This is a genomic window from Dethiosulfatibacter sp. (assembly GCF_983023055.1).
In genome coordinates this window covers 1-23,260 of sequence record NZ_CEZJXU010000003.1, presented here as the reverse complement: position 1 = coordinate 23,260, position 23,260 = coordinate 1, and the positions used below count along the sequence as shown (strand labels likewise).

At 37.2% G+C, this 23,260-nt stretch carries 41 protein-coding genes; all 41 read right to left on the bottom strand.

Annotation, left to right across the window (positions count from 1 at the left end; translation table 11 throughout):
- Positions 1-728 (bottom strand): PrpR N-terminal domain-containing protein (locus tag AC3AX0_RS00515; protein ID WP_487548345.1); only part of this gene is annotated, 728 nt, incomplete at its 3' end.
- 87 nt (positions 729-815) lie between these two features.
- On the bottom strand, positions 816-1,208 hold the full coding sequence (rpsI, locus tag AC3AX0_RS00510; protein WP_487548344.1) for a 30S ribosomal protein S9: 393 nt from the start codon (positions 1,206-1,208) through the stop codon (positions 816-818).
- Positions 1,209-1,218: 10 nt separating this feature from the next.
- Positions 1,219-1,647, bottom strand: coding sequence for a 50S ribosomal protein L13 (gene rplM / locus AC3AX0_RS00505; RefSeq protein WP_487548343.1), 429 nt, complete (start codon positions 1,645-1,647; stop codon positions 1,219-1,221).
- A gap of 90 nt (positions 1,648-1,737) precedes the next feature.
- Positions 1,738-2,538, bottom strand: coding sequence for a tRNA pseudouridine(38-40) synthase TruA (truA, locus tag AC3AX0_RS00500; RefSeq protein ID WP_487548342.1), 801 nt, complete (start codon positions 2,536-2,538; stop codon positions 1,738-1,740).
- Positions 2,539-2,542: 4 nt separating this feature from the next.
- Complete coding sequence (locus tag AC3AX0_RS00495) at positions 2,543-3,343, bottom strand: energy-coupling factor transporter transmembrane component T family protein (protein ID WP_487548341.1); 801 nt, start codon at positions 3,341-3,343, stop codon at positions 2,543-2,545.
- Positions 3,336-4,196, bottom strand: a complete 861-nt coding sequence (locus tag AC3AX0_RS00490; RefSeq protein WP_487548340.1) for an energy-coupling factor transporter ATPase — start codon at positions 4,194-4,196, stop codon at positions 3,336-3,338. Before AC3AX0_RS00490 ends, AC3AX0_RS00495 begins: the two co-directional genes overlap by 8 nt.
- Positions 4,187-5,011: an energy-coupling factor transporter ATPase gene (locus AC3AX0_RS00485; protein WP_487548339.1), complete on the bottom strand. Its 825-nt coding sequence runs from the start codon at positions 5,009-5,011 to the stop codon at positions 4,187-4,189. The genes AC3AX0_RS00490 and AC3AX0_RS00485 overlap by 10 nt, the downstream gene beginning before the upstream one ends.
- Positions 5,012-5,265: 254 nt before the next feature.
- The gene (rplQ, locus tag AC3AX0_RS00480; protein ID WP_487548338.1) at positions 5,266-5,607 is read right to left on the bottom strand and encodes a 50S ribosomal protein L17; all 342 of its coding nucleotides are present in this window, start codon (positions 5,605-5,607) and stop codon (positions 5,266-5,268) included.
- Positions 5,608-5,629: 22 nt separating this feature from the next.
- Positions 5,630-6,577 (bottom strand): DNA-directed RNA polymerase subunit alpha, encoded by a 948-nt coding sequence (locus AC3AX0_RS00475; protein ID WP_487548337.1) that lies wholly within the window; start codon positions 6,575-6,577, stop codon positions 5,630-5,632.
- A 40-nt stretch (positions 6,578-6,617) separates the two neighbouring features.
- Positions 6,618-7,241, bottom strand: a complete 624-nt coding sequence (gene rpsD / locus AC3AX0_RS00470; RefSeq protein WP_487548336.1) for a 30S ribosomal protein S4 — start codon at positions 7,239-7,241, stop codon at positions 6,618-6,620.
- A gap of 21 nt (positions 7,242-7,262) precedes the next feature.
- The gene (rpsK, locus tag AC3AX0_RS00465) at positions 7,263-7,664 is read right to left on the bottom strand and encodes a 30S ribosomal protein S11 (protein ID WP_487548335.1); all 402 of its coding nucleotides are present in this window, start codon (positions 7,662-7,664) and stop codon (positions 7,263-7,265) included.
- 15 nt (positions 7,665-7,679) lie between these two features.
- Positions 7,680-8,042 carry a 30S ribosomal protein S13 gene (gene rpsM, locus AC3AX0_RS00460; protein ID WP_487548334.1) on the bottom strand — a complete coding sequence of 121 codons (363 nt, stop codon included), beginning with the start codon at positions 8,040-8,042 and terminating at the stop codon, positions 7,680-7,682.
- Positions 8,043-8,089: 47 nt separating this feature from the next.
- Positions 8,090-8,203: a 50S ribosomal protein L36 gene (gene rpmJ, locus AC3AX0_RS00455; RefSeq protein ID WP_008516283.1), complete on the bottom strand. Its 114-nt coding sequence runs from the start codon at positions 8,201-8,203 to the stop codon at positions 8,090-8,092.
- Between the two features lie 15 nt (positions 8,204-8,218).
- Positions 8,219-8,437, bottom strand: a complete 219-nt coding sequence (infA, locus tag AC3AX0_RS00450; protein WP_487548333.1) for a translation initiation factor IF-1 — start codon at positions 8,435-8,437, stop codon at positions 8,219-8,221.
- Positions 8,438-8,461: 24 nt separating this feature from the next.
- A complete protein-coding gene (locus AC3AX0_RS00445; RefSeq protein ID WP_487548332.1) occupies positions 8,462-8,743 on the bottom strand; it encodes a KOW domain-containing RNA-binding protein in 282 nt (93 codons plus the stop codon).
- Positions 8,744-8,754: 11 nt separating this feature from the next.
- Positions 8,755-9,501 (bottom strand): type I methionyl aminopeptidase, encoded by a 747-nt coding sequence (gene map / locus AC3AX0_RS00440; protein ID WP_487548331.1) that lies wholly within the window; start codon positions 9,499-9,501, stop codon positions 8,755-8,757.
- A gap of 4 nt (positions 9,502-9,505) precedes the next feature.
- Positions 9,506-10,153 carry an adenylate kinase gene (locus tag AC3AX0_RS00435; RefSeq protein WP_487548330.1) on the bottom strand — a complete coding sequence of 216 codons (648 nt, stop codon included), beginning with the start codon at positions 10,151-10,153 and terminating at the stop codon, positions 9,506-9,508.
- A 19-nt stretch (positions 10,154-10,172) separates the two neighbouring features.
- Positions 10,173-11,447: a preprotein translocase subunit SecY gene (gene secY / locus AC3AX0_RS00430; RefSeq protein WP_487548329.1), complete on the bottom strand. Its 1,275-nt coding sequence runs from the start codon at positions 11,445-11,447 to the stop codon at positions 10,173-10,175.
- Position 11,448: 1 nt separating this feature from the next.
- Positions 11,449-11,889 (bottom strand): 50S ribosomal protein L15, encoded by a 441-nt coding sequence (gene rplO / locus AC3AX0_RS00425; RefSeq protein ID WP_487548328.1) that lies wholly within the window; start codon positions 11,887-11,889, stop codon positions 11,449-11,451.
- Positions 11,890-11,914: 25 nt separating this feature from the next.
- Positions 11,915-12,091, bottom strand: coding sequence for a 50S ribosomal protein L30 (gene rpmD / locus AC3AX0_RS00420; RefSeq protein ID WP_487548327.1), 177 nt, complete (start codon positions 12,089-12,091; stop codon positions 11,915-11,917).
- A gap of 16 nt (positions 12,092-12,107) precedes the next feature.
- Positions 12,108-12,611 carry a 30S ribosomal protein S5 gene (gene rpsE, locus AC3AX0_RS00415; RefSeq protein ID WP_487548326.1) on the bottom strand — a complete coding sequence of 168 codons (504 nt, stop codon included), beginning with the start codon at positions 12,609-12,611 and terminating at the stop codon, positions 12,108-12,110.
- A gap of 21 nt (positions 12,612-12,632) precedes the next feature.
- Complete coding sequence (gene rplR, locus AC3AX0_RS00410) at positions 12,633-13,001, bottom strand: 50S ribosomal protein L18 (protein WP_487548325.1); 369 nt, start codon at positions 12,999-13,001, stop codon at positions 12,633-12,635.
- Positions 13,002-13,020: 19 nt separating this feature from the next.
- A complete protein-coding gene (gene rplF, locus AC3AX0_RS00405; protein ID WP_487548324.1) occupies positions 13,021-13,560 on the bottom strand; it encodes a 50S ribosomal protein L6 in 540 nt (179 codons plus the stop codon).
- Between the two features lie 21 nt (positions 13,561-13,581).
- Positions 13,582-13,980 carry a 30S ribosomal protein S8 gene (gene rpsH / locus AC3AX0_RS00400; RefSeq protein WP_487548323.1) on the bottom strand — a complete coding sequence of 133 codons (399 nt, stop codon included), beginning with the start codon at positions 13,978-13,980 and terminating at the stop codon, positions 13,582-13,584.
- 31 nt (positions 13,981-14,011) lie between these two features.
- A complete protein-coding gene (locus AC3AX0_RS00395) occupies positions 14,012-14,197 on the bottom strand; it encodes a type Z 30S ribosomal protein S14 (RefSeq protein ID WP_487548322.1) in 186 nt (61 codons plus the stop codon).
- Positions 14,198-14,209: 12 nt separating this feature from the next.
- Positions 14,210-14,752, bottom strand: coding sequence for a 50S ribosomal protein L5 (rplE, locus tag AC3AX0_RS00390; RefSeq protein WP_487548321.1), 543 nt, complete (start codon positions 14,750-14,752; stop codon positions 14,210-14,212).
- Positions 14,753-14,775: 23 nt separating this feature from the next.
- On the bottom strand, positions 14,776-15,087 hold the full coding sequence (rplX, locus tag AC3AX0_RS00385; RefSeq protein WP_487548320.1) for a 50S ribosomal protein L24: 312 nt from the start codon (positions 15,085-15,087) through the stop codon (positions 14,776-14,778).
- 14 nt (positions 15,088-15,101) lie between these two features.
- The gene (gene rplN, locus AC3AX0_RS00380; RefSeq protein ID WP_487548319.1) at positions 15,102-15,470 is read right to left on the bottom strand and encodes a 50S ribosomal protein L14; all 369 of its coding nucleotides are present in this window, start codon (positions 15,468-15,470) and stop codon (positions 15,102-15,104) included.
- A gap of 32 nt (positions 15,471-15,502) precedes the next feature.
- Positions 15,503-15,757, bottom strand: a complete 255-nt coding sequence (gene rpsQ / locus AC3AX0_RS00375; RefSeq protein WP_487548348.1) for a 30S ribosomal protein S17 — start codon at positions 15,755-15,757, stop codon at positions 15,503-15,505.
- Positions 15,758-15,782: 25 nt separating this feature from the next.
- Positions 15,783-15,947, bottom strand: a complete 165-nt coding sequence (gene rpmC / locus AC3AX0_RS00370) for a 50S ribosomal protein L29 (RefSeq protein ID WP_487548318.1) — start codon at positions 15,945-15,947, stop codon at positions 15,783-15,785.
- A 13-nt stretch (positions 15,948-15,960) separates the two neighbouring features.
- Positions 15,961-16,386, bottom strand: a complete 426-nt coding sequence (rplP, locus tag AC3AX0_RS00365; protein ID WP_487548317.1) for a 50S ribosomal protein L16 — start codon at positions 16,384-16,386, stop codon at positions 15,961-15,963.
- Between the two features lie 32 nt (positions 16,387-16,418).
- A complete protein-coding gene (gene rpsC / locus AC3AX0_RS00360; RefSeq protein WP_487548316.1) occupies positions 16,419-17,117 on the bottom strand; it encodes a 30S ribosomal protein S3 in 699 nt (232 codons plus the stop codon).
- 15 nt (positions 17,118-17,132) lie between these two features.
- Complete coding sequence (gene rplV, locus AC3AX0_RS00355) at positions 17,133-17,468, bottom strand: 50S ribosomal protein L22 (protein ID WP_487548315.1); 336 nt, start codon at positions 17,466-17,468, stop codon at positions 17,133-17,135.
- Positions 17,469-17,487: 19 nt separating this feature from the next.
- Positions 17,488-17,769 carry a 30S ribosomal protein S19 gene (rpsS, locus tag AC3AX0_RS00350; protein WP_487548314.1) on the bottom strand — a complete coding sequence of 94 codons (282 nt, stop codon included), beginning with the start codon at positions 17,767-17,769 and terminating at the stop codon, positions 17,488-17,490.
- Positions 17,770-17,797: 28 nt separating this feature from the next.
- A complete protein-coding gene (gene rplB, locus AC3AX0_RS00345; RefSeq protein ID WP_487548313.1) occupies positions 17,798-18,625 on the bottom strand; it encodes a 50S ribosomal protein L2 in 828 nt (275 codons plus the stop codon).
- A gap of 20 nt (positions 18,626-18,645) precedes the next feature.
- Positions 18,646-18,936: a 50S ribosomal protein L23 gene (gene rplW, locus AC3AX0_RS00340; protein ID WP_487548312.1), complete on the bottom strand. Its 291-nt coding sequence runs from the start codon at positions 18,934-18,936 to the stop codon at positions 18,646-18,648.
- Positions 18,936-19,559, bottom strand: coding sequence for a 50S ribosomal protein L4 (rplD, locus tag AC3AX0_RS00335; protein ID WP_487548311.1), 624 nt, complete (start codon positions 19,557-19,559; stop codon positions 18,936-18,938). The genes rplW and rplD overlap by 1 nt, the downstream gene beginning before the upstream one ends.
- Positions 19,560-19,587: 28 nt before the next feature.
- Positions 19,588-20,211 (bottom strand): 50S ribosomal protein L3, encoded by a 624-nt coding sequence (gene rplC, locus AC3AX0_RS00330; RefSeq protein ID WP_487548310.1) that lies wholly within the window; start codon positions 20,209-20,211, stop codon positions 19,588-19,590.
- Positions 20,212-20,296: 85 nt separating this feature from the next.
- Positions 20,297-20,608 carry a 30S ribosomal protein S10 gene (gene rpsJ / locus AC3AX0_RS00325; RefSeq protein ID WP_487548309.1) on the bottom strand — a complete coding sequence of 104 codons (312 nt, stop codon included), beginning with the start codon at positions 20,606-20,608 and terminating at the stop codon, positions 20,297-20,299.
- Between the two features lie 498 nt (positions 20,609-21,106).
- The gene (locus AC3AX0_RS00320; RefSeq protein WP_487548308.1) at positions 21,107-22,738 is read right to left on the bottom strand and encodes a phosphoenolpyruvate carboxykinase (ATP); all 1,632 of its coding nucleotides are present in this window, start codon (positions 22,736-22,738) and stop codon (positions 21,107-21,109) included.
- Positions 22,739-23,180: 442 nt separating this feature from the next.
- Positions 23,181-23,260: EF-Tu C-terminal domain-related protein (locus tag AC3AX0_RS00315; RefSeq protein ID WP_487548347.1), on the bottom strand; the 80-nt coding region annotated here is incomplete at its 5' end.

Genomic DNA, 23,260 nt, shown 5'->3' with positions numbered 1-23,260 from the left:
GTAGTAAGTTTTTTACCGATAACCCTTCCCATACCTATCTTTAATATATTCTGGGCACGTTCATTGAACAGCTGTACTTGTCCTTTTTCATCTATGACAATGACCGCATCTCTTACACTATTCAGGGTTTTTGTAAGGATTTCATGTTGAAAATCAATGTTGTCCAGATGACCAAGTACTTCTTTGGCATGGTCCACAATCTCAGAAATTGATTCATCAGAAGCATTTATGAAAACAGATGAAACTCCGTCTTTTCTGGCACAAGAACAGACAACACCACCTCCAATAATGACACATTCCGGATTAGATGCAACCACCTTATTATAAACCATGGCAATATCGTTACCATGGGAAAAAGTATGGATTTCGATATCTCCAGGTATAAATTTCAACCAGGATCTGTCAAAGTTGATTTCATCCCAGATTATTAAAGCCATCTTTTTTTTGAATTCCAACCCCTTGATCAATGCACTGAAAACATCCGAAGTTGTAACCTTCAATCTAAGGAGCGGAACGGACACATTTCCCACACTTCTGTCATAGGTACCACTTCGACCAATAATAACACGGGCGCCTTTGGATTCCAATCGATATCCTTGTTCATCAACATGTTCTCTATCTAAAGTTTCAATTATTATATTTCCCAACTGGGTCTCTTGGGGATATAATTCTTCAATTGTATTTTTCATCTCAAGGTCATTTACAATGATTCCCAACTTATTTTTCATATTGGCAACTCCTCGTGTGTCTTTTATCTATTATACAATAAAAAACCCCCCAAACCAATGGTTTGAGGGATTCTGAAATCTTCTTTTCTATCTCTTTGAGAACTGTGGAGCTCTTCTTGCTTTCTTGAGTCCTGGTTTCTTTCTTTCGACCATTCTTGAGTCTCTAGTAAGAAATCCAGCCTTCTTAAGAATAGGCCTAAGATCTACATCAGCTTGTAGCAATGCTCTTGAGATACCGTGTCTTACTGCTCCAGCTTGGCCAGTGTATCCACCACCTACTACTGTACACATAATATCATATTTATCAAGTGAATCTGTTATCATAAGAGGCTCTTTAACTATTGTCTTTAGTGTTTCATAATCAAAATAGTTGTCGATGTCTCTTTTGTTTATTGTAATTTCACCTTTACCAGGAGTCATAAATACTCTGGCAATAGCTTTCTTTCTTCTTCCAGTTCCGTAAAATTGAGCTTTCATCATATCCTCCTAATTAAAATTCGTATACTTCAGGCTTCTGTGCTTCGTTTTCATGCTCAGCACCTGCATATACTCTAAGTTTTTTAACCATTTGTCTTCCAAGCGTGTTTTTAGGAAGCATTCCTTTAACAGCCAAGAAAACTGCTCTTTCAGGAGTCTTGCTCATAAATTCTCTGTATGTAACTTCTCTAAGACCACCCATATATCCGGTATGATGTCTATGCATCTTTTGGTCTAATTTTTTACCTGTCAATACAACTTTTGAACAATTTATTACTATTACATGATCTCCAGTATCTACATGTGGAGTGTATATAGGCTTGTGCTTTCCTCTTAAAAGTGTTGCTACTTCTGTTGCAAGTCTACCTAAAGTCTTGCCATCTGCGTCTATAACGTGCCATTTTCTTTCTACTTCACTAGGCTTCGCCATGTAACTTCTCATAGCTTTTCCTCCTCATATTCTAATTAATCTATTTCATTCATCATAAGAACCCGGGGCTAGTGGATTCCTAATCTCACATACTACGATAGTTTATAACAAGGAGCCTAGTGTGTCAAGTGTTTTTTTACTTGTACACTGGAATATTTCCTCTTCTTTATAATATACCCTTTTCAGGAAAAGTCCATTGGCTTTTGCCGTATGTCCTCCCCTGTTTCTATCCTTTGAATCTATTATTTCTTTTATGTCTTCTGCTGGTATTCTTCCCCTTCCTATATCGATGAGGGTTCCTGCAATTATTCTTACCATATTGTATAGAAATCCATTTCCTGTAATTTCCATTATTACCATGTTATCATGCTTTTGCAATTTTATATCGAGTATTGTCCTTACGGTATCCTTTACAGAAGACCCAGTTGACATGAATCCCAAAAAGTTATGCTCTCCTTTGAATCCTTCGGCCGCCAATGTCATTTTATCGAAATCTAGGCTATAGGGTACCATATAACTGAAATCTTTCCAGAATGGACTATTTATCCTGCTGTTGTATATATAGTAAAGGTAGGTCTTGCCTATTGCAGAATATCTTGAATGGAATTCTTCATCCATTATACAGCAGTCCTTTATCCTTATATCTCCAGGCAGTTTGGTGTTAAGAGCCTGCACAAGCTTCTCAGGGGGTATCTTTACTTCTGACCTGAAGTTTGCCACCTGAGCCAAGGCGTGTACCCCTGCATCGGTTCTTCCCGAGGCTGAAAGCTTTATTTCCGATTTGAACATAGATTTAAAGGTTTCTTCCACAATTTCCTGTACAGTCCTTTGACAGGGCTGGACCTGCCATCCGCTGTAGTCGGTTCCCTTGTAGGCAATTGTCAGTTTATAGTTCTTTTCCACATTATCACCAAAATATCCTTAGTCCAACTACTGCAGCAATGTAAACTGCTGTCATAACCATTGCACCATAGTCAGTTTTATTTATTGCAAGTTTTCTCATTCTCGTCCTGTTTTCTCCACCTCTATAGCATCTGGCTTCCATTGCCATTGCCAAATCGTCTGCTCTTCTGAAAGAACTTACGAAAAGAGGTACCAGAAGAGGCACAAGGCTTTTTGCTCTTTTGATAAGATTGCCACTTTCAAAATCGGCTCCCCTTGCTTTTTGGGCCTGCATTATTTTTTCAGTCTCTTCCATTAATGTTGGAATAAACCTTAATGCTATAGTCATCATCATTGCCAGCTCGTGGGCCGGCAATCCGATTTTCTTGAATGGATTCAAAAGACTCTCTATTCCATCCGTCAATAGTATGGGAGAAGTCGTCAAAGTAAGCATTGATGTTCCCATGATAAGAAGCATCAGTCTCAAAGCCATAAATCCTGCTTGTCTCAACCCTTCTCTAGTTATGTCCAGGGGGCCCAGCTGCCATATTACTTCTCCTGCCGTCATGAATAGGTTTATGAAGAAGGTAACCATTATTATTATGAGTATGGGCCTTAATCCAAGGATTACCATTTTTACAGGTACATTTGACACCTTGACCACAATTACTAGAAAAACGACAACTACAAGATATACTGGAAACTTATTTATTAAAAACAGAGTGATTATGTATAAAAGGGTAATAACCAGTTTAAGTCTTGGATCAAGATTGTGTATTTTAGATTCAACAGGATAATGTTGTCCAATAGTTATATTTTTAAACATCTTGTCTGCTCCTTAATACCTTTAGTATTTCCTCTGTAGCTTCCCCAACTGTAAGCTTGTTGGTGTCCACATCTATGCCTTTTTCCTTTAAGGCTTTCATTACATCAACAACTTGAGGAACTCCAAGTCCTATCCTCTTAAGTTCTTCCGAATTTTTGTATATCTGGTGAGGATCTCCCTCCATATGGATTTTACCCTTATACATTACATAAATATATTTTACAAGCCTTGCAACGTCTTCCATGCTGTGGGAAACCAGTATAATGGTTATTCCACTTTCATGAAGTTGCCTTATCCTTGAGAGTATTTCGTTTCTTCCTGCAGGGTCCAGACCTGCAGTAGGCTCATCTAGAACTAGATAATCAGGCTTCATGGCAAGCACTCCTGCTATGGCAACCCTTCTTTTCTGGCCTCCACTTAAATCAAAGGGTGACTTGTCCTTTATATCGTCAACGTTAAATCCAACCAGCTCAAGGGCGTATCTAACCCTCCTGTCTATTTCAGGGCTGTCTAGGTCAAGATTCATTGGACCGTATGATACATCCTTGTATACAGTTTCCTCGAATAACTGGTATTCAGGATATTGAAACACAAGGCCTACTTTTTGCCTTATGAGCTTCATCTTCAGGTACTTGTCCTTTATATTTCTTTCATCTATCTTTACAATTCCCTCTTCAGGCATAATTAACCCGTTGAAGTGTTGTATCAAGGTGGATTTTCCCGATCCTGTATGTCCTATTATTCCTACAAAATCACCTTTTTTTATTTCTATAGAAACTTCATCCAATGCCTTGGTTTCAAAAGGTGTTCCTTGGCTGTAGTAGAATGACAGTTTTTCTGTTTTTATCGACATAGTTCTTCCACCAGTTCCTCTATCAATATTATATCATCGGACAGGTTTATTCCTTCTTTCCTCAGATTATGTGCAAGTTCAGTCACCTGGGGTACATCCAGTCCGAATTCTTTTATTTGATCTATGTTTTTGAATACTTCCTTTGGAGTTCCTTGAAGCTGCACCTTTCCACCGTCCATTACAACAACCCTGTCAGCCTGTACTGCTTCATCCATATAATGAGTTATTAGAAGTATTGTCTTTTCTTCTTCTTTATTGAGCATCTTGATGGTATCCATAACCTCGCTTCTTCCCGAAGGATCAAGCATTGCTGTAGGTTCGTCAAGTATTATACAGTCAGAATTAAGAGCCAGAACTCCAGCAATAGCTATTCTCTGCTTTTGACCTCCTGACAAAAGGTGGGGTGGTCTTTTTCTATATTCATACATGTCAACAGCCTTCAGTGAGTCATCTACAAGTTTTCTTATCATATCAGGTTCTACGCCTTGGTTTTCAGGTCCAAAGGCAACATCTTCCTCAACTATGGTTGCTACAAGCTGGTTATCAGGATTTTGGAATACCATACCTGCAGTCTGTCTTATTTCCCAGAGCTTGTCGTCATCCCTGGTATTCATATCCTTTACGGTGATATCTCCTTTTGTGGGAAGCAACAGTGAGTTTATGAGCTTTGCAAGTGTTGATTTACCCGACCCATTGTGTCCCAAAATTGCGACAAATTCGCCCTTTTCTATATCAAGGCTCACACTGTCAAGTGCAAGTTTGTCTTCCTGGTTGTATTTAAAGCTTACGTTTTCTATCTTAATTATTGGATTCATGTCTGTCTCCTTAATCAACATCCCATCTGTTTCAAAATCTTTATGAATACCAGCTCCCTGTTCTACCAGAACATGAACCCTTACTGATATTTAGAAAAATTTCAAACCTATTGATTTCAATGTTTCGATTTTTTCTTCTGTAACACATTAAAGCATAACCTTGTTGTAGTAAAATGTCAATCTGTTATTATTGTTTTTTTGCTTATATATATGGAAAGGATTAAGCAACAAAATTGCTGCTTAATCCCAGATGTTTACACTAATTCTATTATTACCATTTCAGCACCATCGCCTCTGCGTGGTCCCAATTTGAGTATTCTTGTGTAACCGCCATTTCTATCTTCATACTTAGGAGCTACTTCTTCGAAAAGTTTAGCTACTACGTTCTTATCATATATAAATGAATATGCTTGTCTTCTTGCGTGAAGATCGCCTCTTTTACCAAGAGTAATCATCTTTTCTGTAAATTTTCTTAATTCTTTAGCTCTAGTATCTGTAGTTTGAATTCTACCGTTTTCAATCAAGCTAGCTGTCATATTTCTAAACATAGCTAATCTTTGATCAGACGGAAGACCCAGTTTCCTGTATTTACCCATACTTAACCTCCTTTACTTCAGATTAATTATCAGATGTTTTCAGATGCTGTCCCAATTCTGCTATCTTCTTCTGAACTTCTTCAAGAGATTTCTTTCCAAGATTTCTTACCTTCATCATATCATCTTCTGATTTCATAGTCAGTTCCTCAACAGAGTTGATTCCTGCTCTTTTCAGACAGTTGTAAGATCTTACAGATAAGTCAAGCTCTTCTATAGTCATCTCAAGAACTTTTTCTTTCTCATCCTCTTCCTTTTCTACCATGATTTCCACATCGCTGATGTGATCAGTCAGGGAGATAAACAGGTTAAGGTGTTCATTGTAGATTTTAGCTCCTAGTGAAACTGCTTCCTCTGGCTCTATAGTTCCGTTTGTCCATACTTCAAGTGTGAGTTTGTCAAAATCGGTCCTGTTGCCAACTCTTGTATTTTCAACTAAAAAGTTTACTTTATTGACAGGAGTATAAATAGAATCTATAGGTATTACCCCTATTGCATGAGATTCTTTTTTGTTGTTTTCAGCTCTGACGTATCCTCTGCCTTTTTCCATCTCCAATTCAACTATGAGCTCTGCTCCATCTTCAAGTGTTGCTATATGAAGATCTTCATTGATAATGTCGATTTCTCCTCCAGTTATTATATCTCCAGCCTTTAGCTCTCTTGGACCTTTTGCATCAATTAACAATTGAATAGGTTCATTCGAGCGCATTACAGCAGCTATATTCTTAATGTTAAGAATAATTTCTGTTACATCTTCCCTTACTCCAGGAATTGATGAAAATTCATGCAATATTCCTTGAATATTTATTGATGTAACTGCAGCTCCAGGCAATGAAGACAATAGGATTCTTCTTAAGGAGTTTCCCAAAGTTGTAGCGAAACCTCTTTCAAGAGGCTCCAATACAATTTTGCCATACGTCTTGCTTTCATCTTGTTCCACTAAGGTGATATTAGGTTTTTCAATTTCTATCATCCAGAAACCCTCCTTCGAATTTTTAGTTTTTGAGGATGGTCTACTTAGAATACCACTCTACGATCAAGTGTTCTTCTATTGGCAGCTCAATATCATCTCTGCTTGGTTCAGCTATAACCTTACCTTGAAGGTTTTCAGCGTCAACAGACAGCCATTGTGGAGCTGTTGCCTTGTGATTTTCAACTAAAGCTTTGAACTTAACTGAAGCTCTGCTCTTCTCGCTTACTTCGATTACATCACCAACATTTAAAAGCATTGATGGAATATCAGCTTTTTTGCCGTTGATTTTGAAATGTCCGTGAACTACAAGTTGTCTAGCTTCTGCTCTAGAAGTTGCAAGTCCTAGTCTAAATACTATGTTGTCAAATCTTCTCTCAAGCATTCTAAGGAAATTATCACCTGTGACACCTTTTTCTTTTGAAGCCATGTCATAGTATTTGTTAAACTGTCCTTCCAATACTCCGTAATATCTTCTTACTTTCTGCTTTTCTCTCAACTGTACACCGTGGTTTGTCAGCTTGGTTCTTCTTTGTCCATGCTGACCAGGTGCGTAATTTCTTCTGCTAAGAGCACATTTATCTGTATAACATCTATCTCCTTTGAGATAAAGTTTTGTACCTTCTCTTCTGCAAAGTCTACATACTGGTCCAGTATATCTTGCCATTAATTACACCTCCGTTCCTAATTAAACTCTTCTACGTTTTGGTGGTCTACAACCATTGTGTGGAATTGGTGTAACATCCTTTATAAGGCTTACTTCCAATCCTGTTGCCTGAAGTGATCTGATAGCTGCTTCTCTACCTGCTCCAGGTCCTTTAACATATACTTCAATTGATTTCAATCCATGTTCCATTGCTTTCTTAGCTGCTTCTTCAGCAACCATAGAAGCTGCAAAAGGAGTAGACTTTCTTGAACCTTTAAAGCCCATCACTCCTGCACTAGCCCATGATATAGCATTACCACGTACGTCAGTCAAAGTAACTATAGTGTTATTGAAAGTTGAATGGATATGAGCCTGACCTCTTTCAATGTTCTTACGTTCACTTTTTCTAACTCTGGTAGCTTTCTTTTGTACTTTTTTAGCCACTTAAGTCCCTCCTAACTATTTCTTCTTTCCTGATATTCTTTTTGGACCTTTTCTAGTTCTAGAATTATTCTTTGTGTTTTGTCCTCTAACAGGAAGTCCTCTTTTATGTCTCAATCCTCTGTAGCAATTAATTTCCTTAAGTCTCTTGATGTTCATTGCTACATCTCTTCTCAAGTCTCCCTCAACAGGAACCTTGTCTATTTCGGATCTCAATTTACTTACTTCTTCTTCAGTTAAGTCTTTAATTCGTGTGTCCTTGCCGATTCCAGCTTCTGCTAAAATCTTTTGTGAAGTTGATTTTCCTATACCGAAAATATATGTCAAACCAATTTCCACTCTCTTATCTCTTGGTAGGTCTACACCAGCAATTCTGGCCATTAAGACTACACCTCCTACAATTTGTTTTTAACTGCGGTACTTTATTGTTAACCCTGCTTTTGTTTATGCTTAGGGTTTTCGCATATAACCATTACTTTACCTTTTCTTTTGATAATTTTACACTTTTCGCAAATAGGCTTTACTGATGGTCTTACTTTCACGGTAATACCTCCTACTTATTTTTTTCTCCAAGTGATTCTGCCTTTGGACAAGTCATAAGGTGACAACTCGACCGTAACTTTATCGCCTTGCAGAATTCTAATATAATTCATTCTCAGCTTACCAGAAATGTGAGCCAAAATCTCGTGTCCGTTCTCCAGCTTCACCTTAAATGTCGCATTTGGAAGAACTTCTACTACTTTACCTTCTAATTCAATTAAATCTTTCTTTGACATTAGTTTTTTAACCCCCATCCTGTGTTATATTTGGACATTATAAGGCTCCAATAACCTTCTTATGTATGCATTGTTTAATTTTTCGTTTTTGCTGACTCTAGTTTCGATTTCTTCAAATACCCTGTTGTAGACTATCAAATGCTTAATTTTCTTAAGCTTGGGTTTGCTAACTTTTCTTAGCTCACCGTCGCAAATCTTTACATTAATGTCATCCACAATCTCGGCTATAATGAAAATACGTCCCTTGTCTCTTCCAGCTTTAGATTTTACAATTTGACCTACTCTCAAGTCATTTGTAATTTCCATTTTATCACCTCTTACAGTGCTGTTAATATTACCGGATCTCCATCAGTTATTGCAATGGTATTCTCATAATGTGCCGAAAGCTTTTTATCTCTCGTTATCACTGTCCAATCATTTTCCAACAACCAGACATTGTACACACCCTGATTTACCATGGGTTCAATCGCAAGGGCCATTCCCTTTTGTAATCTGGGACCTCTTCCTGGTTTTCCGAAGTTAGGAATCTGAGGATCCTCGTGCATTTCTTTTCCTATGCCGTGACCTACAAAATCTCTTACTACCGAAAATCCCTCTTTTTCTACACATTCCTGTATAGCGTGAGAAATATCAGATAATCTGTAACCTTCTTTAGCAAACTTGATACCTTCATAGAAACTTTGTTTTGTAACATCTATGAGTCTTTGTGCTTCGTCGCTGATTTTGCCTACAGCATAAGTGTTGGCGCTGTCTCCGACATATCCATCATAGGTTGATCCAATGTCTACGCTTACGATGTCTCCTTCTAACAAAACTCTGTTTCCCGGTATTCCATGAACCACTTCTTCATTGACAGATGAACATATGGACGCTGGAAACCCTTGAAAACCTTTAAACGTTGGAACTGCACCTTTAGATCTGATGAAATCTTCAACAGCTTCATCAATATCCTTTGTTGTTATCCCAGGTCTAATCATTTCTTCTGCAACTTTGTGAGCTTGAGCATTTATTCTGCCCGCTTCCCTCATCAATTGGATTTCTCTATCTGTTTTAATAATAATCATTTTACTAGCCCCTAAGACCAGTTATTATGTCATTTGAAACAGTCTTGATTTCCTGTTGTCCGTTAATAGTTAATACAGTTCCTTCCTGCTTTGAATAGTAGCCTATCAATGGTTCTGTTTGATCCAAGTAAACTTCTATTCTAGTTGAAACAGTTTCTTCTGTGTCATCTTTTCTTTGTTGAAGTTCTCCACCACATTTTGTGCAAATTCCTTCTGCTTCAGGTGGATTGAATTTAATATGATAAGCAGTTCCACATTGTTTGCAAACTCTTCTGCCCACTGCTCTTTCTACTAAAATCGTTTTGTCAACTTCAATATTTACTACTTTGTCTAATTTCATTCCTAGCTTATCAAGCTCTGTATCCAGTGCTTCAGCCTGCGGAATTGTCCTTGGAAATCCATCCAGTAGGAATCCACTGCCACAATCATCCTGAGTCAGTCTGTCTTTTACAAGATCAACAACCAACTCGTCGGGAACTAGAAGTCCCTTGTTCATGTATTCCTGTGCTTTCTTTCCAAGCTCAGTTCCTTCTTTTATGTTTTTTCTGAATATATCTCCAGTTGATATATGCGGAATATTAAATTCTTTTGATATACCTTCTGCTTGAGTTCCTTTACCAGCTCCTGGAGGTCCTAAAAGTATCAATCTCATAGTACATCTCCTAAATGATTTATTTCAAAAATCCTTTGTAATGTCTCATAAGCATTTGCGATTCAACCTGCTTCATTGTTTCAAGGGCAACACCTACTACTATTAGCAGCGCTGTTCCTCCAAAGTTAAGGCTGAGGTTTGTAAATGAGAATATTAATGTCGGTATTGATGCTATAAACGCTAGAGTTACTGCTCCGACTATTGTTATCCTTGACAATACCTTATTCAAATACTCTGCTGTTGGTTTTCCAGGTCTTATACCAGGTACGAATCCTCCGTATTGCTTCAGGTTATTTGCATACTCATATGGGTTGAATTGAACCGCTGTATAGAAGTATGTAAAGAATATTATTAGCAATATGTTGAGTGCGGAATAAATCCAAACTCCCGGATTTCCGGCAGGTGACATGTATTTCTCAACCCAGTTTACTAAATCTCCTTTAAAGAAGAATGCAAGTGTTTGTGGAAATGCCAGTAATGATGATGCGAATATTACCGGAATAACTCCAGCCATCAATACTTTAATTGGAATATGTGTGCTTTGTCCACCATACATCTTTCTTCCAACAACTCTTTTAGCATACTGAACGTTTATTCTTCTCTCGCCTTGCTGTACTAAGATAACTGCAACTATTATTACAAGCGCAAACAATACAAACAACAATACTTCGAATATATTAACTGTTCCAGCCTTAAGAAGTCCGAAAGTTTTTCCTATTCCTGCAGGTATTCTAGAAGATATACCGATGAAGATAATAATGGATATTCCATTTCCTATTCCTTTTTCAGTTATCTCTTCTCCAAGCCACATAAGAAATGCTGTACCAGCAGTCAACGTAAGAACAACAGTTATTATATCAAGTACGTTCGACGACAACAAAGCTGAATTAAAGAATCCTACTGTGTATGCTACTGCCTGTACCAATGCCAAAACTACTGTCAAGTATCTTGTGTATTGAGCAAGTTTCTGCTTTCCGTCTTCTCTTTTTGCTATTTCTTCAAGTTTAGGTATTGCAATTGTCAACAACTGAAGAATGATTGAAGCAGTTATGTATGGATATATGTTGAGAGCAAATATTGTGAAGTTTTTAAATGCTCCACCAGACATCAGGTCGATAAAGTCTAATAATCCTGCACCTGTGTCCCCACTGAACATCTGACTTATTACAGTTCTATCGATTCCAGGTACGGGTATTTGTGAACCTAATCTATACACTGCAATCATCGCAAGAGTAAATAATATCCTCTTTCTTAGATCCGGAATTTTCCATGCATTTCTTAGGGTTTCAATCAACTTATATCACCTCAACCTTTCCGCCTGCAGCTTCGATTTTCTCTACTGCGCTTTTGCTGAATTTGTGAGCTTTTACTATAAGTTTCTTTTCCAGTTCTCCTCTACCTAAAACCTTAACACCGTCAAGTTGCTTTTTAACGATTCCAAGTTCCTTAAGCATTTCAGGAGTAACTTCTGTTCCGTCTTCAAACCTATTCAAAGTATCAAGATTGATTTCTGAATAGTTTGTAGCGAATATATTTGTGAATCCTCTTTTTGGTATTCTTCTGTATAGAGGCATCTGACCACCTTCAAAACCCGGTCTTGTTCCTCCACCAGATCTTGAATTTTGACCATCCTGGCCTCTTCCTGCAGTTTTACCTTGACCTGAAGCTGTTCCTCTACCAAGTCTTTTCCTATTTCTAACACTGCCCGGATTTGGCTTTAACTCATGCAGTTTCATATTTGCACCTCCTTTTGGTTTGTTTTTACTCTTCTACTTCAACCATATGGCTTACTACGTTGATCATTCCTCTAATTTGAGGATTATCTTCTTTTTCAACCACTTGACCAATTTTTCTCAAACCTAAAGCTTCGACTGTTCTTTTTTGTTTTTGAGTCTTTCCAATTTTACTTCTAACTAGCTTTACTTTAATTGTTGCCAAGGTTCTTCCTCCTTTTTTATAGGATTTCCTCTAAGGTTTTACCTCTAAGTCGTGCTACTGTTTCTGGCTTTTTAAGGCTTTTCAAAGCTACCATTGTAGCATTAACCATATTTCTAGGGTTATTAGAACCTAATGATTTAGTTCTTATGTCCTTTACTCCAGCCAGCTCTAGTACCGCACGAACTGGTCCTCCAGCTATAACTCCTGTACCTGGTGAGGCCGGCTTTACTAGTACTCTACCAGCTCCAAACTCACCTACTATTTGATGAGGTACTGTTGTTCCTTCCAAAGGAACTTCTATCATGGCTTTCTTAGCAGCTTCGATAGCTTTCTTGATTGCTTCTGGTATCTCTATAGCTTTTCCTGTTCCTACACCTACATGTCCGTTTTCATCACCGACAACTACAAGAACACTGAATCTAAAGTTTCTACCACCTTTAACAACCTTTGTTACCCTGCTGATGTTTATAACTTTTTCCTGTAAGTCAAATTGACTTGCATCTATTCGGCTACGTTCCATTAACTATCATTACCTCCTTTACTAAAACTTAAGTCCGCTTTCTCTTGCTCCATTTGCTAGAGATTTAACTCTACCATGGTAAAGATATCCACCTCTATCAAATATTACAGTATCTATGCCTTTTTCCATAGCTTTTTTAGCTACTTCCTGGCCTACAATCTTAGCGGCTTCTGTTTTGTTAAGACCATTTATTTTTTCTACTATTTCTTTATCCTTACTCGATGCTGAAGCAATAGTAAATCCTTTAGTATCATCTATAACTTGAGCATATATGTTCATTGAGCTTCTGAATATATTTAATCTTGGTCTTTCAGGAGTTCCTTGGATTTTATTTCTCAATCTCATGTGTCTTTTTTGTCTCTTTTTATTCTTATTAACTTTTTTTATCATCCGGACTCACTCCTTTCTATTATTTACCTGTTTTACCAGCTTTTCTTCTTATAATCTCATTCTCGTACTTGATTCCTTTACCTTTATAAGGCTCAGGTTTTCTCCAGTCTCTAATGACTGCAGCGTAGTTTCCTACTTGTTGCTTGTTTATTCCTGAAACTGTTATCTTGTTTTGTCCTTCAATAACAGTTTCAATTCCATCAGGATCTTCCATAATTACTTGATGAGAATATCCAAGGTTCATAACAAGCTTCTTTCCTTCTTTTTTAGCTCTGTAACCAACACCAACAATCTCAAGCTTCTTTGCGTATCCTTCTGTAACTCCAACAACCATGTTGCTGATTAGAGTTCTAGTCAAACCATGCAAAGATTTATGCTTCTTGTTATCTGTAGGTCTTTTGACTTCTATGATATTGTCGTTAATCTCAACCTGCATGTCTCTTGGAAGTTGTTCAGCTAAAGATCCTTTTGGTCCTTTAACCTCTGCGAAATTTTTATCGCTTATCTTAACCTCTACACCTGCAGGTATTTCTATAGGTTTTACTCCTATTCTTGACATTTTAGCACCTCCTCGTGTAAATTACCAAACGTAGCAGATTACTTCTCCGCCTACTCCTTGCTTCTTGGCATTTTTGCCAGTCTGAATGCCTTTTGAAGTAGATAGAACTGCTATGCCTAGTCCTCCAAGTACTCTTGGTATTTCGTCTTGCCTAACGTATACTCTTAATCCAGGCTTAGATATTCTCTTGATTCCTGTGATTACTCTGCTTTTTTCATTTGTGTATTTTAATTCAACTCTGATTAAACCTTGTTTTCCATCTTCGATTACATCAAATCCTTTGATATATCCTTCAGACAGCAATATATTTGCTAATTCCTTCTTTATGTTTGATGCCGGGATATCAACAGACTCGTGTTTTGCATGATTTCCGTTTCTGATTCTTGTTAACATATCAGCAATAGGATCAGTCATTACCATTTATGTAACCTCCTTTCATTAATACTATAGATTACCAGCTTGCTTTTCTTACGCCAGGGATTTGACCTTTGTAAGCCAATTCTCTGAAGCAAATACGGCAAACACCAAATTTTCTTAAGTACGCATGTGGTCTCCCACAGATTCTACATCTAGAATATTCTCTTGTGCTAAATTTCTGTTTTCTTTGTTGCTTAACTTTTAGTGACGTTTTAGCCATTTTATCCTCCTTCTACCTGGTAAAAGGCATTCCCATTAATTTTAGAAGCTCTCTTGCCTCTTCATCTGTTTTGGCAGTTGTTGTTATTATTACGTCCATACCTCTGATTTGATCAATTTCATCATAATCGATTTCTGGGAAAATTAATTGCTCTTTGATACCCATAGCATAATTTCCTCTTCCGTCGAATGATTTATTTGGTACTCCTCTGAAGTCTCTTACCCTAGGTAATGCAATATTCATGAACTTGTCAAGAAAATAATGCATTTTAATTCCTCTTAAAGTCACCTTACAACCTACACTCATACCTTCTCTAAGTTTAAAGTTTGAAACTGACTTTTTAGCCTTAGTCGAAACAGGTTTTTGACCAGCAATTGTAGTCATTTCTTTGACTGCACTTTCCAAAGCTTTAGGGTTTTCCCTAGCTTCGCCAACTCCCATGTTTATTGTAACTTTATCGACTTTTGGCACCTGCATAATGTTGTCATATTTAAATTTCTCCATTAAAGCCGGCACTACTTCATTATTATATTTTTCTTGTAACCTTGAAGCCATTGTCTGTACCTCCTTTCAATGAATTATTCAAACATTTCTCCACATTTTACACAAGTTCTAACTTTTTTACCATTTTCTAGAACTTTAACCGATGTTCTAACTCCCTGCTTGCATTTTTCACAGTAAATCATAACATTCGAAGCGTCTACTGGACCTTCCTGATGGATGATACCAGCCTGCTGCATTTGATTACTAGCTTTCTTGTGTTTTGTAAGCATGTTTATTCCTTCTATGATAACTCTGCTTTCCTTAGGCATACAAGCCAAAACCTTACCAGTTTTGCTTCTGTCCTTTCCGGAAACAACTACTACTTTATCGCCTTTCTTTACGTGCATGTTTACACCTCCCATTAAAGTACTTCAGGTGCTAATGATATTATTTTCATGAAGTTACCAGTTCTTAATTCTCTTGTGACAGGTCCAAATATACGTGTACCTACTGGTGTCTTGTCTTCTTTTATGATTACAGCAGCGTTTTCGTCGAACTTGATATATGTGCCGTCATTTCTTCCAACACCTTTCTTAGTTCTAACAACTACAGCTTTTATAACATCACCTTTTGTAACAACTCCACCTGGTGTTGCGCTTTTAACAGTCGCAACCACGATGTCGCCTATATTGGCATATCTTCTGCTTGAACCACCCATAACCCTGATTACTAGTATTTCTTTAGCACCTGAATTATCAGCAACTCTCAGTCTCGATTCCGTTTGTACCATTTGTGTTAACCTCCCTTCGCTAATCGTAAGGTTTATTTAGCTTTTTCTAATATTTCCACCAATCTCCATCTCTTGTCCTTAGATAGTGGTCTAGTTTCCATTAACTTAACTTTGTCGCCAATTCCACACTGATTATTTTCATCGTGGGCTTTCAGCTTAGTTGTGTTCTTAACTTTTTTGCTGTATAAAGGATGGGATATGAAAGTTTCTACTGCTACTACAATGGTTTTATCCATTTTGTCAGAAACTACTTTTCCAATTCTTACTTTTCTGTTTCCTCTTTCCACCAAATAGTCCTCCTTTCTTAGCCTACTACTGTACGTTAAGACTTAGTTCGTTTTCTCTTAAAACCGTTTTAACTCTAGCAATATCTTTTTTAACTATATTGATTCTTGATGTATTGTCCAGTTGACCAGTAGCTAACTGAAATCTCAAATTAAATAATTCTGTTTTAAGGTCCACTAACAATCCATTCAATTCGCTAACTGTTTTACTCCTTTTCTCCCTGCTCTGCTTTCATTATAAACTTGCATTTTATAGGTAATTTGTGAATAGCAAGTCTCATCGCCTCTCTTGCTTCATCTTCTGGCACACCTGACATTTCAAACATTACTCTGCCCGGCTTGACTACTGCTACCCAATACTCTGGAGAGCCTTTACCTTTACCCATTCTTGTTTCTGCAGGTTTTTTTGTTACAGGCTTGTCTGGAAATATTTTTATCCAGATTTTTCCGCCTCTTTTTACATATCTTGTCATAGCTCTTCTGGCTGCTTCTATCTGATTAGATGTTATCCATGCTGGCTCTAATGCCTGGATTCCGAACTCACCATAAGATAATTTATTGCCTTTCGTAGCTACACCAGTCATTCTGCCTCTGTGTTGTTTCCTACGTTTTACTCTTTTAGGCATTAACATAATTCGACATCCTCCTTCCTGCGGGATTACTGTTATTTATTATAGTTCTTCTTTGGTCTTTTTTTTCTGTTATCTCTTCTGTCAACTTCTGGTCTTTGCTTTGCACTAAATATTTCATCTCTACAAATCCATACTTTAACACCAATCTTACCATAAGTAGTGTCCGCTTCAGCAAATCCGTAACTGATGTCAGCTCTAAGAGTTTGAAGAGGTATCTTACCTTCGCTATACCCTTCGTTTCTTGCCATGTCTGCTCCGTTAAGTCTTCCTGAAACCAAAGTCTTTATTCCCTTTGCTCCCATTCTCATACTTCTCTGAATAGACTGTTTCATTGCTCTTCTGAAGGATACCCTTCTCTCAATCTGGCTAGCGATACTTTCAGCTACAAGCTGTGCATCCAAATCAGGACGCTTGACTTCTTCAACGTTGATTATTACAGTTTTTTCAGTCAGCTTTTCAAGCTTGTTTCTGATCATTTCAACACCAGATCCGCCTTTTCCTATTACCATTCCAGGCTTCGCTGTGAATATATTCACTTTAACTCTGTTAGCAAATCTCTCGATTTCTGTCTTTGCTATTCCAGCTAAGTAAAGTTCTTTTTTTATAAATTCACGTATCTTATAGTCTTCAATCAGATTGTCAGCAAAATGTTTTTTGTCTGCATACCATCTTGAGTCCCAATCCTTGTTTACACCAACTCTAAGTCCGTGAGGATTAACTTTTTGACCCATCGTCTACCTCCTTTACTATACTCTTTCTTCAACAGTAACGTTTATGTGACTTGATCTTTTTAAAATTTTATATGCTGCACCTTTTGCTCTAGGTCTCCATCTCTTAAGAGTTGGTCCCATATCGGCGCTTACTTTGCTTACATACAATTTATCTCTATCAAGATCAAAATTGTTTTCCGCATTAGCTGCTGCAGACTTAACTACCTGTTCTAATTCACGTGCTCCTTTTTTGGGAGTGAATTTCAAAATCGCCAATGCTTCATTTAAATCTTTACCTCTAACCATATCGCAAATGAACTTCATTTTTCTATGTGAGATTCTTATATACTTCGCAGTTGCTTTAGCTTCCACTAAAAATACCTCCCTTCTTCTATCTTAATTTCGAAGATTTTTCAGTTTTATCATGTCCTCTGTAAGTTCTAGTTGGAGCAAATTCTCCAAGCTTATGCCCTACCATATCTTCAGTAACATATACGGGAACATGCTTTCTACCATCATGAATTGCCAACGTATGACCTATCATTTCAGGAAATATTGTTGATCTTCTAGACCATGTTTTGATAACTTTCTTTTCGTTGTTGCTATTCATATCGTCAATCTTTTTCAAAAGACTAGGTTCACAATAAGGTCCCTTTTTTAACGATCTACCCATCAGAAGTTCCTCCTTTCACCGAATGACTTTACTTTTTCCTCTTAATAATCATCTTGTCAGATTTCTTATTTTTCTGTCTAGTTTTATAACCTAATGCAGGTTTACCCCATGGAGTTACAGGAGAAGGTCTACCAATAGGTGCTCTACCTTCACCACCACCGTGTGGATGGTCATTAGGATTCATTACAGAACCTCTAACTGTAGGTCTAAAGCCCATGTGTCTCTTTCTTCCAGCTTTACCGATTGTAATATTCTCATGATCAAGATTTCCAACCTGTCCGATAGTTGCCTTACACTCAACACTTACAAGCCTAACTTCACTTGATGGAAGTCTTACCTGTGCATATTTATCTTCTTTCGCCATAAGCTGAGCCGAGTTACCTGCAGATCTTACAAGTTGTGCTCCTTTTCCAGCTTTAAGCTCTATATTGTGTATGATTGTACCAACAGGGATGTTTTTAAGTTTAAGAGCATTACCCGGTTTGATGTCAGCAGTTGGTCCCGAAATAATCTGGTCCCCTACGTTAATCTTGTTTGGAGCAATGATATATCTCTTTTCGCCATCTACATAGTGTATAAGCGCTATATTTGCACTTCTGTTAGGATCATATTCTATAGTTGCTACTTTTCCTGGTACTCCGTCTTTATTTCTTTTGAAATCTATGATTCTGTACTTTCTTTTGTGTCCGCCACCTCTGTGTCTAACTGTAATTTTTCCTCTTACGTTTCTACCTGCGTGTTTCTTAAGAGGAGCCAACAGTGACTTTTCTGGTTCAGTTGAAGTGATTTCTTCAAAAGTCGATACTGTCATTTGTCTCAAAGCCGGAGAAGTAGGTCTAAACTTTTTAATACCCATTTTCGTTCCTCCTTCGTTTATTACATTCCTTCAAAGAATTCGATTGTGTTGCTGTCTTTGGTAAGAGTTACAATAGCTTTTTTCCAGCCTGCTCTTCTACCAATATTCGCACCTTGTCTCTTCATCTTTCCAATCATATTCAAAGTATTGACTTTAGCTACTTTTACACTGAATATCTGCTCTACAGCATTTTTAATTTCAGTTTTGTTAGCTTTTTTATCTACTTTGAATGTGTATTTCTTTTCAGCCATATTATCCATGCTGGCTTCTGTTACTATTGGTTTGATTATTATATCATGTGGACTGCGCATTAGGAATACACCTCCTCCACTTTATTAACTGCATCCTTAGTAATTATGAATGCATCGTGATTCAAAATGTCGTAAACATTCAATGTACTAACTTGTGCCGTTTTTACTCCTGGGATGTTTCTTGCTGACAATACAACATTCTCATCCTTATCAGTAGTTACAACCAATGCTTTCTTACCAACCTTTAGGTTACCAAGAACTTTAAGCATTTCTTTTGTTTTTGGAGCTTCCATTGCTAAAGCATCAAGAACTATTATTTCATCACATTGAGCTTTTGCGCTAAATGCAGATTTCAATGCAAGTCTTCTTATCTTTTTAGGCAACTTCATACTGTAATCTCTTGGCTTTGGAGCAAATACAACTCCACCGCCTTTCCATTGAGGTGATCTGATACTACCTTGTCTCGCTCTACCAGTTCCTTTTTGTCTCCAAGGCTTTCTTCCTCCACCTCTTACTTCACTTCTCGTTTTTGCCGATTGTGTTCCCTGTCTCTGATTAGCCAGGTAAACCTTAACCGCTTCATACATTACATGTGTATTTATATCAATACCGAACACGTCATCATTTAACTCAATGTCGCCAACTTGTTCGCCTAACACATTATAAAGAGCTACTTTAGGCATACATAATCCTCCTTTCACTAAATATTGATTATCTAAATGATTCCTTTACTGTTACAAAACCCTTTTTAGGTCCAGGTACTGCACCTTTAACAAGCAATAAGTTTTTCTCAGCGTCAACTCTTACTACTTCCAAGTTTTGTATTGTTACTCTTTCGTTACCCATTCTTCCAGCACTCTTCATACCCTTTACTACTCTTCCAGGATATGCAGATGATCCTAAAGAACCAGTTACCCTGTGTGACTTAGAACCGTGAGTTTCAGGGCCTCTAGAATGTCCGTGTCTCTTGATTACTCCGGCAGTTCCTTTACCTTTTGATGTTGCTACAACGTCGATTTTGTCTCCTGCAGCAAATGTTTCAACAGTTATTACCTGTCCAACCTCATACGCGTCAAGATCTTCAACTTTGAATTCTCTCAAAAGTCTCGTTGCTTCTACTTCAGCTTTTTCAAAATGGCCAGCCTTTGGCTTGTTCACATTTTTTGCTTTGATCTCACCAAATCCAACCTGGATTGCATCGTAACCGTCTTTATCGACAGTTTTCTTTTGCACTACAACCATTCCTTGTGATTCAATTACTGTTACAGGTACCAGGGACCCATCTTCAACAAAGATTTGAGTCATACCTACTTTTTTACCTATAATTGCTTTCATCCGTTTACACCTCCATTTTTCTTACAGCGGATTACAATTACTGCAATCATACTAAGCAGAGTGTCTATATCTTTTCTCTCTACTTTTACAGTTTGATTTCAATATCTACACCTGCAGGCAGATTCAATTTCATAAGCGAATCCACAGTCTTTGGTGTAGGATTAGAAATATCAATCAATCTTTTGTGAGTTCTTTGCTCGAACTGCTCTCTAGAATCTTTGTACTTATGTACAGCTCTCAAGATTGTAATGATTTGCTTTTCAGTTGGCAGAGGAATCGGCCCTGCAACGTCAGCTCCTGTTGATTTAGCAGTTTCAACTATTTTCTTAGCTGATTGATCAAGTATCTGATGATCATATGCTTTCAATCTAATTCTAATCTTTTGACTATTTTCCATTGTGTTACCTCCCTTATTTATTCGTATTGTAAACCATTCATACGAAAAGGTCATTCCCATGAACACCCTCCCAGGTGTTCACTATCTTTTTTTTAAAAGATGGTATTCCTTTTCGCCTCGCTTATAGCAAGACTTGCTCCGCAAAAATTACCCGGTCAAACCGGCAACCTCCTGCTTCTTCGCATGCGGCACACTAGAACATTCTACATAAAACACAGCAATAAATCAAGATAAATTTTAAATGTTACATTTTTTTAATATTTCCTCTGAACAAAATAATAGCAGATATGCTTATGTCATATCCTGCTTGTACTTACCGAATTTAAACTGCCTCTTGATTATATACGATTCTGTTGAAAAGTCAAGAGTTAAATAAATATATTTAAAAAATAATCATATAAAAAAACAACTATATAATATTATCCTCCAAAGTGGATATTATTCTCTCGAAAAGTTCTCTTAAACACAAAATACCAACGCTTCAAGGCCATTTCCTATTTATGCAATCTTTTTTATCTTCATGAGAAATTTCTCCAAAGCATTTATGGTTTCTACAGGAAGAGAATCAATTCCCTGTCTTTCCATCATCATCATCTTGAGGTAATCGATCCTTATCTTTATACTTTTTTTCAGAAGCTTATCATAATCTTGATTGTCAAAATCAGGATTGAATCCTTCAAAATCCAGATACTCCATATCCTCCAAATATCCAAAGTCCTTAAACTCAGCTCTGCCTTCCACAATTCTTTCTATTGCTTCTATTGTTACTTCCTTATTAACATCCTTGTCCACAAAACTTCCTGTATTTACTACATAACAGTCTACACCCTTGTTTTCAAAAAGATACTTGAACTTAACATAGTCTTCAGCCAGGGCATAAGTCCTGAAAGGATTTGCATATGGTTCTATGACAAGGTCATTGTAACTTGCACCTTCCTTAATTCTCTCTGCAGTTGATCTTTTGGTTGCCAGTGTAGCACCAAATGTTGCTGCAAGTACAGAATCATTAACCTTTAGTACTGGTGGAAGTGCAGGGTCCTTTGTTATCCATATTATTGAATCGATGCTTCTGTCAAACTTGTTTACTCTGTTTTCCTTCCATAGTATTGACTTAATAGCCCTTCCGTTGCTGTTTCTAATATCTTCAGTAACAAGCACTACCTTTCCTTCTTCATTGAGCCTTGCTCCGCAGTTCTGTACCGACAATAAATACTTATTGTCTTCACATCCTTCTGGATAGTCCTGAGTCTTGTCAAAATATGATGGTTCAAGAGCTATTGTTGAACCATCCTCAGTGGAAATGACAAATGCATCATCATGAAGTATTTTTGTTTCGTATTTATTGTTGTGTTTGTGATGAGTCAAAGTGGACTTTCCTGAACCAGACAGGCCAAAGAAGCTCATTACATATTTATTGTCGTCTTCAAGTGAGAATTCCTTTATTCCTCCATGGCAAGGTGCATATCCAAGCTTCCTTCCAATATTCCATGCCAGTGTCAAGCTTCCCTTCTTATGCTCTCCAAAATATTTCAATCCCAGAATTGCAGCACAGTTGTTGTCCGGGTCAAAAATTGCAAGGCCACAAGGGTGCTCCGGATGATACCAGTCAGGATTTGAATAAATGAGGATATCCTCTTCATCATGCACTTCTGATTTATTATAAAGTGTTTTGTATTCTTCATTAACATATTGAAAGTTTAAAAGCCAGTTGTACATAAGATTTTCATTTCCCTCAGTAATCAGGAGCTTGGCCTTTAACATAAATTCTTCTTCCAGTCCTATATATGATGATGCAACCAAATGAGAACTGTATCTGCTTTGGTACATGGCATCCCTTAATATGGAAGCATATTTTTCCGCATCTATTCCTGGTTCTCCTATTATAACTCTGGCATCCTTGTATCTCCCTGTTATGGACCCGTCGTTAAAAAGCAATACCTTTGAATCCTTTTCAAGACCTATGGTCTCAGCACCATGTACAGTCTGATCAGTTATTATTGTACCTGGTGATTTTTTTGCCAGTTCGTATGCTTCTTTTAAATTATTTACATTCTTAATATTATTTCTGAAAAATGTTGTCTCTATTGTTGACCTAAATTTTGAATAACTCTTCTTATTTACCGTTGCCAATTGATCCTCCTAATAACCACTTTTTAATATATTACATCTATGGATTATAGCATCAATATAGTACAACTTAAATACTTTTTAAACGGTATTTAAGTTGTTTTTATTAATTTAATACTTATTCTTTGCCATTTTTATTAATTAAAGTAAATTCAAAAGTATTTTAAGTTTACTTTGATTTAGCAATAAAAAAACAGGTTTTTTTAATCAAAACCTGTTTTTTGTCATCCACATGGTGTCGTTTTTTGTCCCACTTGCTCTATCCCAGTCAGAGACTTGATTTCATCCTTTTCATACAAGGTATAAGAAATCGAAAGTAATTATGCCGCAAGTTCATCTCTACTTAGTTGCTTTGTCTTACAACTGACGAGGTTTCTATTTTGAAAAACAAAAAAATAAAACAGACAGGTCAATGACCTGCCTGAATATTTTAAATAGTATGGAATTACTTAACTACTTTAGCAACAACGCCTGCTCCAACAGTTCTTCCGCCTTCTCTGATCGCAAATCTCAATCCTTCTTCCA